The organism is Desulfobacter curvatus DSM 3379, from assembly GCF_000373985.1.
GTDB lineage: Bacteria > Desulfobacterota > Desulfobacteria > Desulfobacterales > Desulfobacteraceae > Desulfobacter > Desulfobacter curvatus.
Genome location: NZ_KB892912.1, coordinates 1 through 10,890, shown reverse-complemented (window position 1 = coordinate 10,890; position 10,890 = coordinate 1). Strand labels below are relative to the sequence as shown.

The 10,890-nt window shown below is 53.1% G+C and carries 8 protein-coding genes; all 8 read right to left on the bottom strand.

Features of this window, described 5'->3' with window-relative positions; translation table 11 throughout:
- Window positions 1–142: 142 nt before the first annotated feature.
- Complete coding sequence (locus B147_RS0102575; protein ID WP_020585692.1) at window positions 143–685, bottom strand: chemotaxis protein CheW; 543 nt, start codon at window positions 683–685, stop codon at window positions 143–145.
- A gap of 443 nt (window positions 686–1,128) precedes the next feature.
- Window positions 1,129–5,649 (bottom strand): DEAD/DEAH box helicase, encoded by a 4,521-nt coding sequence (locus B147_RS27180; RefSeq protein WP_020585691.1) that lies wholly within the window; start codon window positions 5,647–5,649, stop codon window positions 1,129–1,131.
- Window positions 5,650–6,000, bottom strand: coding sequence for a hypothetical protein (locus tag B147_RS0102565; RefSeq protein WP_020585690.1), 351 nt, complete (start codon window positions 5,998–6,000; stop codon window positions 5,650–5,652).
- A 177-nt stretch (window positions 6,001–6,177) separates the two neighbouring features.
- Entirely contained in the window at window positions 6,178–6,837 is a 660-nt protein-coding gene (locus B147_RS0102560; protein ID WP_020585689.1) for a carbohydrate-binding family 9-like protein, read from the bottom strand.
- Between the two features lie 26 nt (window positions 6,838–6,863).
- A complete protein-coding gene (locus tag B147_RS33380) occupies window positions 6,864–6,953 on the bottom strand; it encodes an isoprenylcysteine carboxylmethyltransferase family protein (protein ID WP_425386997.1) in 90 nt (29 codons plus the stop codon).
- Window positions 6,954–7,239: 286 nt separating this feature from the next.
- Window positions 7,240–7,437 (bottom strand): VOC family protein, encoded by a 198-nt coding sequence (locus B147_RS29665; RefSeq protein WP_020585688.1) that lies wholly within the window; start codon window positions 7,435–7,437, stop codon window positions 7,240–7,242.
- A 383-nt stretch (window positions 7,438–7,820) separates the two neighbouring features.
- The gene (locus B147_RS0102550) at window positions 7,821–9,143 is read right to left on the bottom strand and encodes a TIR domain-containing protein (protein ID WP_020585687.1); all 1,323 of its coding nucleotides are present in this window, start codon (window positions 9,141–9,143) and stop codon (window positions 7,821–7,823) included.
- Between the two features lie 231 nt (window positions 9,144–9,374).
- Window positions 9,375–10,412 (bottom strand): PIN domain-containing protein, encoded by a 1,038-nt coding sequence (locus tag B147_RS0102545; RefSeq protein WP_020585686.1) that lies wholly within the window; start codon window positions 10,410–10,412, stop codon window positions 9,375–9,377.
- Window positions 10,413–10,890: the final 478 nt, after the last annotated feature.

Sequence of the window (10,890 nt, the reverse complement as noted above, 5' to 3'; positions counted from 1 at the left end):
GATGGTCAAACCGTTCATATCAGAAAAAGCACACGACCAGAACCCAGACAACAAAAAATTTATAAAGCTTTGGAGATAGGTTTATATCCAGGGCCGGTGATTAAAAACATTTTTAGACAAAAGTAGTGCCATAACCAGGAACTTAAAAACAACAATCCGCGTGATTACAATAAGTTATAATTTGCAATCGAAAACTTGGGCTAACATCTTCAATGATAAGATCTGGGAAAATAGTTGATAGAATATGCTCAAGATCAATGACCAATATCTGATCACCTTCAATGCTTACTGAACCAGTAAAATAATTTGTATCCCCGATGGTCTGATCGAGTGGTACCAGGTCTTTCCATGATATTCGATATATACGTCTTACACCATTAACTTTGAAACCATTTACAGAATTATTGAATTCAGTGACGACAACGATTTTTCTTTCATATTCAATGGTCTCCTCAATATCAAGTATCTGTGCTAAATCCATTACAGGAATCGTCTTATCCCTGTAAAGTAGCATGCCAAGAACTCCTGGCACCTTATTGGGCAGAGTGGCTATTGATTTTTGATCATATTGTTGAATAGATTGGACCTTGGCAACGTTAATACCGAAAGGCTGGTCATTTATTAGAACAGCGAGCAGCTCCAGCTCGTTGGTGCCTGACTCAAGCAGTATTCTCTGCTCATTCATAGGATGTCTCCCATTTTTAAAGTGTGATTGAATTGCCATTGTTTTTTATAAGAAAGTTCCAATAAGTTGTTGAATTACTTTCTTACTTTGTTGTGGGCTACACCTCGGTGCTGATATGTCAGGTCAGCCCATGGCCGTTTATAGAAATATTTTACCATGCTTGAGAGTTATGCTTCAAAAAGCGAGTATTGTGTCAAGTGCTGTTGATTTGCTCCCTTCAGAACGCATGGTGTTTTTATTTATGCAAATCCCCTTGACGATACAGATGGTATCATTGAGATTTTATTTTTCACCGAAGAAATGTGTCTGATACCATCGGAACTCTTTTATCTGTGGATATTATTCACGTTACACGAAACGACAATGAAAAACAATTTTTCGGTCAAAAACGGAATACTATTGGCGCTGGTGGACGATTAGAGCAATACGGTTTCCAAGGGGCCTTATCTTCCGGCTATTTTCAGGAACAGATCCAGGGTCTTAAGGCTGGCCGCCACCTCGAAAATTCCTTCCAGGCCCAGACGGTACGGGCTTGATACAGCGTCCCTGCCATTGATGGTCTCAACGGTGAGCCTCGGCACCGGCCGGTACTGCCGGGTCATCATGTCCGCTAAGGGGAAAAGAAAGCGGGAAAGCTCCGGGTCGTCCGGGTCTGCCTGGATGATCAGCTCCCGGCCCTGCCGTATGCAGGAAAGCTTTAGATCCTGCCCCTTGTAGACCATGGCATTGCCAGGCAAGCGCCTCGGCAGGCCAAGCCTGGCCGAAAGCGGCCCCAAACCGCAGCCCGAGGCCGGGTCTGCGGCGTTGATCCAGTAGACCGTGTCGTCGTCCCCCCCAGCCTGGAGACGTCTCAGGGCCTTGTGGGAGGCGAATTGGGGGCCTTTAATTTCCTTGAAAAATGATCCCGCCACGACCTCCCCGGCCAATTCCATGAGGTAAAGGGCTTTGAATATCGCAGACCACCTGAATTCTAAGGATTCCCGCTCCAGAAGCTCCCGGAACAGAATGCCGTACCGGTCCAGGAGCAGGTGGACCCGGTCTCTGTCCAGCGCCTGGCGGTTCACCAGGTCGCCGGCAGCCTCAAACTCCGGGCGGAACCAGTTCCCGGCCAGGGGGGCCGGGTTGCGCCTTGGGCGGCCCCTGGAAAGCCCCCGGCTCCTGGCCCCCCTCCGGGACCGGAAACTGAACCCTGAAGATTCCCGTCCCCTGCCGGAAATCCCTGCCCAGCGGCGGTCCACGGCAGATCCCGCCGCAGGGGCAGCAGGCGCACCGGGGAGCCGGAAGCCGTGTTCAATGCCTTGCCTCAGGGCGGTAGCCGTATCGTTAGTTAACAGCCCCTCCCAGACTGCCTCCCAGATTCTGTCGACAAGGGTATTAGCAGAATTTACGGTCAGGGTCTTAAGCCCCTCAAACCCGTACTTTTGTCCCGGAATGGCAGCAGCCAGGGGATGGCCGGAATCGAGGTCCGGGGCGTCGTCATCCGCCAGGAACGCAAGGTCCTGGGCCAGGCAGAAGCGGACCTGCCGCTTTTCCCCGCCCAGCCAGACCAGTTCACCTTCCTGCATGAGGCTGTCCAGAAAGGCCGGGTAATAGGGGCGGATCCGGGCCGGAAGCACCTGGGTCTCCCAGAGGTCCGGCGGCAGGGGCAGGCAGGAGAGCTGTTCGAACACGTCAAAGAGCCTGTCCTGGCCGTCCGCAGGAGAGGTCAATCCCTGGATTTGGGCGAGGAACAGGGGCAGGCGGGCAAGTTCCAGCGGAGAAAAATCGGGGCGGGCCGCGGCCCGGTTCATGCGGATGAGGATCTCAAAGTTGCCGGCATCGCAGACGAATTCGCCCGGATCTTCCAATACCAGGAGACCTGAAACCGTCTGGCGGCCGTCGTTCAGGTCGAAGAGAGAGCTGTCCAGGACATCCTCGGAGAGCCCCAGGCTTTGGGCGGCCCATTCCCGGGTCACAGGGCCGTAGAATCCCAGCCACTGGCCCAGGAGGGCGGCCGCTGGCGGGGCATCACTGTTGTCCAAGGGCACCGGCAGGGTGGAAGGATGCGGGTTCCCGGAAAAATCCAGGACTTCGGCCCCGTCAGGATACCAGGCGTTGAGAATTTCCCGGGCGTTCTCCAGTGCCGCCACCAGGGGGCCCGCCAGAGGTTCAACCAAAGCACTGGGCCGGATTACGACGACTTTCGAAAAGAGATCAGGGGGGGCTTCGTCCGGGAGCGCAGCCACCAGGGTCTGCCATTCGTCCAGGGGCAGGACCACCCGTTCCCGGACCCAGTCCAGCAGCGCCATGGCTGATCCGGGGGCATAGCCTTCCGCCAAGCGTAGGCGCTTTCGTTCAAAGGCGCGGATCAGGGCCTTCGGAATCCTGGGCCGCAGGGCATCGTTGTACAGGGTTTCCCGGATCAGTTCCGATGCCAGGCTCGACGATCTGCCGGCAGGCTGGTCCTCCCGGTACATGTACCGGTTGATCTGCTGCCAGGCCATGGTGGCGGCGAAGGGGCTGGGCGTGGCGGTGTGAACCGCCTTCCAGGCGATTTCACCCGTTTCGATCTTGGCAAGGCACCCTGACAGGGCCGTAAGGTCGAACTCGTCGTCCAGGCAGGTTCGCCAGGTCTCCAGAAGGATGGGAAAATCCGGAAGGGCCAGAACGTTCTCCAAAAGCTTCTGGGATTTGAGACGGGTCATCCACAGGGGCATGCGCTGGCCGGCCCGGTTCCGGGTGATCAGCAGCGCTCTTCCCGCGCATTCCCGGAATCTCGCCCCGAAAAAGCCCGAGGTTTCAAGGTTCGCCCGAACGAGTTCGCCAAGGTTGCCGGGCCGGACCCAGGCCATGATCTCCTCGGGGGCCACGGGTGCCGGAAGCTGAATCACCACAGCGTCGTTGCCGGGAAAAACCTCGGGGCGCTCCCCGAAAGCCCGCTCCCAGGCCGCCGAAAGCGCCAGGGCAAAGGGGCGGTTCACCCGGCCACCCCAAAGGGTGTGGATCACGAGCATGGTGCCGGGGCTTTTTCCGGGGCCGGTCCGGACGTACTCCAGAACGAGGCGGTGGGCGTGGGGAATGGCTGCTGTCCTGATCTGGCTGCGGCAGAAGGCGATCAGAGCGGACGCACCCGGTTCGTCCAGGAAATAATCCGTCTGTAAAAGTGCGGTAAGTGCCTGTTCGCCTCCTTTCCCCCGGTCCAGACAATCTGCAACCGTCTCCAGAAATGCCCCGATCCGCTTTGAAAAGTGGAAGTCCCGGCTCATGGCCTCGGCCAGCCAGAACGGTGCGTCCATGCCCGCATTTCCCACGGGCAGTGCAAAAACGTCGTTGTGGGTGATCTCGGTAATTCGCCAGTTCCGGCTGCCCACCGTAGCGATCTGTCCTTTTTTAGCCTCCCAGACGTATTCCTCGTCCAGCTCCCCGATCCGGGCACGGGTCTGGGCGTGGCGCAACTGGAAGTAGCCCCGGTCCGGGATGGTGCCGGAGGACATGTACAGGGCCATGAGCGCCCCCTTGGCGCCTTCCGCCCGGTTCGAAAGGCGGTCGATGTAAATCCGCGGGGCAAGGTCCCGGATCCGGGTTCCGGCATAACGGCCGGCCAGCATGTTAACCACGAGGTTGAAGCGCTCCCGGGAAAGGGTGTGAAACGGGGACGAGGTCCGGATGAAGGCGAATAGCTCGTCAAGATCCCAGGATTCCATGCCGACCATGGAGATGAGGATCTGGGCCAGGACGTCCAGGGGGGCATCCACAGGCGTCAGGGGCTCGATGTCACCCTCTGTCGCGGCCCGGGCCAGGACCGCCGAAAAGATCAGGTCCTGGGGATGTGCCGGGAAAATAGTGCCGAGGCTTTTCTCTCCTACCCGGTGCCCGGCCCGGCCCAGGCGCTGGACGGCCGAGGAGACCGAGGGCGGGGCCTGGACCATGACCACCTCGTCCAGGCTGCCGATGTCGATGCCCATCTCCAGGGAGGAGGTGGCCACGATAGCGGAAAGATCGCCGGCCTTGAGCTTGCTTTCAACGTCGTGCCGTAATTCCCGGGACAGGGAGCCGTGATGGGAAAAGGCGATAAGGCCACCGGCAGCCTCGTTGAGCTTGTAAGTCAGCTTCTCGCACAGCCTGCGGCCGTTGGTGAAGATCAGGGTGGAACGGTTACAGGAGAGCTTAGGTACAAGAACCCGGGCCAGGTGGTCCCAGATGGAAAACCCCTCGTCTTCCCGGTTGTCCGCTTCTGGAAAGCAGACACGGACCCGGGCCTCCTTTGCCATGGCGGATTGGACACAGACCACAGGCCGGGCTGTGTAAGAGGGGGCCTCATGCGGACCCGAGAGGCAAAAGCCGCCCACCAGCCGCCGGATAGGGCCAAGGTCCTTCAAGGTGGCGGACAGGGCGATACGCTGGAATTCGCCGGAGAGGCGGACCAGGCGGTCCACGGCCGTGATCAGGTGGACGCCCCGCTTAGAGGCGGCGCAGGCGTGGATCTCGTCTAAAATAACCGTCTTGATCCGCCCCAGCATGAGAAGGCCGGACTTGGAGCTTAGCAGCAGGTTCAGGCTTTCCGGGGTGGTGATGAGGATTTCGGGCGGATGGAGGCTCATCTTCCGGCGCTCCTGCTGGGGGGTGTCCCCGCTCCGGGTCAGCACCCGGATACCGGGGAAGGGGCGTCTTGCCGCCTCGAACCGTGCTTTGATCTCGGCCAAGGGGCGGATCAGGTTCTCCCGGATATCGTTGTTTAAGGCCTTGAGGGGGGAGACATAGAGGACCCGGCAGGCACCGGTTTCCCAGCGCCCCGAGGCGAGCTGGTTAACGGCCCATAAAAACGCGGTCAGGGTCTTGCCCGAGCCGGTGGGTGCCGTAGCCAGGAGGTGCCGTCCTTCCGCGATTACGGGCCAGGCTTGTTCCTGGACAGGAGTAGGCAAGCCTACGTTGGTCTCAAACCACTCCCGGATCAGGGGGTGGAAAAGCGCCAGAGCCGACGCCATTCAGACCGCCTCCGTGAATCCGGCGGTGACGGGAAAATGAGCAGACGGATAGCGCGTTCCTCTGTGAAAGATCAGTACCCGGGAATGGCGGGCGCAGATGCCTCCCCGGTAGAGTCTCCAGCCGATGTGTTTGCCGCCCGGGTTTCCGGTGAAGCCGTGGCAGGTGCCCGGGACATCATGTTGGAAGACCTCCTTGAAACCGATAAAGTCTCCTTTGTTCCGGACCGGGAGAATTCCCACCAGACCCTTTCGGCTGTCCCAGACGTTTTCCTTGTCCCGGGCCAGGCCGAACCTTAGGTTTATGGTCATCACGCTGAATGAAGAACGATCGGTCATCATGCCTTTCAGCATGCGTCATTCTCCTTGGTCTGTCAATCGGTACCTTTATTCCGTGTCAAGAATAACGAAAGTAGTAAATTCATCTATTTAGAGGGGTTTCGGTCCGAAAGCATAGACAGAGGGCCCCATATTTTATTTGCCTTTTCTCGCATTTTTTTAAAACTGCCGGGAGAACGCTTTTTCCTGGTTTCACTGGAAGCAGAGGGTGCCAAAGGCCTGGGGCTGGTGAAAGTCCGGGGCCGGTAGGTCCACCGGCGCCCACGTCAGCCAGTGGGGGTGGGAGGTGTTGTCTGCGCACTTGTAAAAGTTTGCCCGCCAGGCCTTGCCCTGTTCGGGATGGATCACGGCCGTGTACGAGGAAAGCAGGTCAAAAGGGATACTGGCGCTCAGGAACCATAGTACTGGGTCCTGAACCTCAGGGCTCACCACCTTGGGCAGGGATGCGTCCCGGAGGATTCGGGCACAGTCAGATACCGGGATTTCAACGGGATTTTGCCTGGGCAAGGTCTGGAAGTGAAATAGGATGGTGCCTCCGCAGTTCATCTCAAGGTTGAAGTACCCCTGTTCCGGGTCCAGGCCCGGAGTGAAGAAGAACTCGACACAACTGTCCTGGTATACCCGATCCTGGTCGGTCCGGGCCAGGGCCCGGATATACCGGTCTTGGACACGGAACATCAGGTAAATAGCCTGGTCGTCATAGGCCAGCTTGACCCGGGTGTCCGGGAAATGGAGAGGCGGCTCTCCCATATGGCAGGTCAGTTTCTGGCTTGAGATTTCATTCCATGGGGCTTTCTGCCATGATGAGGCATCCACCGGGAGTTGATCCTGTCTGGAAACATAGTGGCGCATGGCGCTCCTTTTACAATCATTGTCAATCAAAAATAAGCTAATATTCCCAAATTTGCCACTATCATCCCTGCATAAGCAGGATGTCTTATGAATTTATACGGCCCCGAACTTACAATTTGATGCTGAGATAGAGTGCAAACTCTGTGCGAATAAAAACCGCCCCAATGTTTGGATAGCCCATAATCGACAGCAGACCGGCAAATACAACTATCCCAGCAAACAAGACTATCTACATTATCAGTGGAGCAATATCCTTTTTTGGGGATGAAACCAATGACATAATCCTCTCATGAACCAATTTCGGATTCGAATATTACAGCGCTAATGCCCAGAATTAATCCGCCTCACTAACAGCCTTCACTGTCAACGCTTCACGCTCACGTGGTCAGCCGGAGGGGCATGTTATACGCCCCCTTTTAATTTCATTTCACCATTCTCTGCAAATTCAAACATTGGTCCCCAAGCCACATAACCATCAAGATCAGAGAAATATCCGCTGAAACCTCCCCAGAAAGTATCGTGTGGTTCTTTTATAATTCTGCCACCAACCAATTCCACACGTTTTAAGATCTCGACAACTTCGTTTTTTGCTACGAGCATTGTGAGCAATTGTGACTTAGAATGCTATTCCGTTAAAAAGAGGGTCCTATTTCAATAGCAGCCAAGCAATCGGATGTAAATAGAAAGCTTAGTCCATTGAGAAAAATGGAAGCGAGTATTCATGGTAATTTCCCGGGTTTTCGATGAAAGACGGCCAGGCAGGACTATCAGATCAAATCGACGCCAGGGAGAATGTTCTAAATTCTGAGGAAGTATAGACAAAGTCAATTTTAGCCTTCACCAGTTCATCTGGTGAAAGGCGTTGTTGGGAAAAATGATTGAAATCATATTCTGTTAAATGTATAGGCCCTTAACCCGACGTTTTTCTACCCATGCTCTACGTCAGCCCTTTTTCCAGCCGAAGGACGTGCCGTTTTTCGGAATTAGTATTTAGGCTTCTTCAGGCTCTTGACGAGTTTATTGAAGGAATCCTCGAAGGATGCGTCCACGACTTCCTGATGAGGATCGAATTCAAAATCAAGTATGGGCACATGTTTAAAGGTATCCCATATGAACTCATGCTTCTGGATCTCATCGATGGATGTGATCCTGATGGGGAAGAGCGATTCGGGATCTTTTTTCAATGCTTCCTGAATCTCTTTCTTGACCCAATCGCTTTTAAGGCTGCTGTTGGAAAGGACTATGATCAATCTTTCATGCTTGCTGACCGCACTCTCTATCTGTTCGGTCAATTGTCCTCCGTAGACAATATTGTCGAAGTCAAGCCACGCTGATATGAGCTCACCCCGAAGTCTTTCCTTTAGATATTTGACGAAATCAGCATCTTTGCTGCTATAGCTGATAAAGCACGACCAATAACTTTCATCCGCCGTTCCATCTTCGTCTTTTGTATAATTAACCTTAAGCTCTTTGTATTGATACAGCGCGAACCGGGTTTCCATAGGAAGATTGACGTTAATGAGCTCGATTGCCGCCGGTCGTGCGAACTCGATGTGTTGGAAAGAAACCAGATTGGGCTGCTGAAACATGGGTTGTGCGCCCTCGTGCCAAAAGCGCTCTACTGATATCACCTCATCCGGAGATAGGGGATTGGGTTCCAGCGCTTCAAGGTTGGCGAGAAACTGGTCAAAGGACTTGATCCCCTCAGCGAATAGGTACAAGGAATGAAATTCTGGCTTGCCCACATATTTTATCGTTGGGCTCTCAACGTCTGGCCTCAAGATGCCCTTTTGAGTCAAAAGCTCAAGCTTGTCTGCGTCCATCACTTGAGCGGGGATCTGAACCTCTGATTTAGTCCCACAGAACAAGGCCCCGTCTTCCCCGAAGACTGCCCCCTCAAAATCAACCTTTTGATAGAAGAGCGTTCTCCAGAAAAAGGTCTTACCTCCGAATCGAGCCCATTTGAAGACCGCTTCATCATTGAATCTTGCCCAACTGAAATTGGCCTCACCGGGATAAATATGACCGGTAGGCGCCCTAGGATCCTTCACCACCACAAAATTATGGAAGTTAGCTGGCCCCCTGAACCGGGCATTCCAAAACCATATTCTATCCTGCACAGTGCACATTCTAAAGCTAGCACCTTTCTTAAAAAGCGCGCCGTTAAACGACGCCCCCCGCTCGAAGGTCGCATGCGAAAAGTCCACTTCTTCCTCGAACACAACATTGTCAAAATGCACAGGTTCCTTGAAAACGTACCCATAGAAATCTTGTCTGTCCCGGTACACCGCTGTTGGTGTGATCATATAGCGCCCTCCAATCGCGGTGCTGACCGGCGCTGTGCGCCGATCAAGCAAACGATAGTTTGATTGATCGGTGTGCAGTGACCGGTCCAGTACCTTGTTCAGGCGCCAGAGGCGACTGGACAAGGTACTGGACGAAGTCAGCACCGCGATTCACGGCGGCGGAGCCGCCGTGAACGTCGCTATTCAGCCGCGCAGCTTTTTGCGTCGGCTGAAATAGCCTTGTTAGCACCTTTAGCAATAATCTGATTCATCGCCTATACTAATGTAGTCCTGTTCAAATTCTATACTGTTACATGAGGTAATTGTTTCTTCATTGTCATCTGTGGTAATTTTAAATGTCCCAGAGATTGAAGTCGCTGTTTCTGCACGTCCTTCAATCTTGTGAAGTGGGTAGGCTTCTCCGCTATCATAAATAGCGGTTTCTAAATCCCAATAGGACACATAGGCTGAAAATGATATTTCAGCATCAAAAGAAACAATATGATTGTGATGTCCGATGCCAACAACATAATACTCTATCTCATTGAAATCTGACAACTCTATGTCTTCAGCTTCACCATCCCAATTCGCTTCTATTAGAAATGATAAATTTGGGAATTCTTCTGAAATTGATTTCCTTACAATTGAATCATTACTCGATAGCATATGATGAACTTTATCAACCCTTTTATCTTCCATCTGGATAGCTTCAGTGTAGGCTGGCAAAGAAGGGAAATAGAGAAAATGTTTGTGTTTTTCACAAGCCGATTTAAAATCCCCATCCCCAGAGATAATTGCAATATTTTCATTTGATGATTTGTGATACTGATTTAATGAAGCAATGGACAAAGCATCAGGGAATTCATTTTTCTTTTTATCAGAGAACGGAGCATGCCCACAATCATACCAGTTCATAATCTCCTTTATATCTACCCCGTTGTAATCAAGCTTTAGAATTTCAAAGTTATTATAAAAATCTGATAGACCCCTTTCAATATTCTGTTCTAACTTGTTTGCAAGGATAGCTTTGTTTGTTCCATTGAGAGGCCAATCATTAAGTTGATTGAGGAAGGGAGCGCGTCGCGCTGCATCCTCAAGTGATTTAACGGCAGACTGAGATCGCTCCCGAATATGTCTTCTTATTTCACGGTCTGTTGGATCAGGAATAAGCAGCTTAAATTTAATCGCTTCGGCCAAAGAACGAAAGGCTTTAAATCTTGCTGAGCTTAAATTATATGCGCTTTCATCAAAGACACTTGTATCAATAAATATTGTAGTTGGGGTATTCATATCTTTTAATTTCTGATGCTAATCGCGGTGCTGACCGGCGCTGTGCGCCGATCAAGCAAACGATAGTTTGATTGATCGGTGTGCAGTGACCGGTCCAGTACCTTGTTCAGGCGCCAGAGGCGACTGGACAAGGTACTGGACGAAGTCAGCACCGCGATTCACGGCGGCGGAGCCGCCGTGAACGCTGCTTTTCAGCGGGCGCGTGCTTTTTGCGCTCCGCTGCAAAAGCCTTGTGTGTGCCGGGCATGGCACGTGCTCTTAAAAGTGAGTCAAACGTAAACAATTTCAGAACGTTTGGCAAGTCTTAGACCCAGCCTGATGGAGGCGAAGGGTGTAGTGGTAGTGCAACGGGGTATCGGTGACGGTACTTCGGAAGGAAGCCGTCTTGTTAAGGCAAGATACCACGAAGGTACGGGATGACGTACAGGAATCGGATATAAGGCGCACATACCGGGACGAGCCTGCACAACAAGGTGAA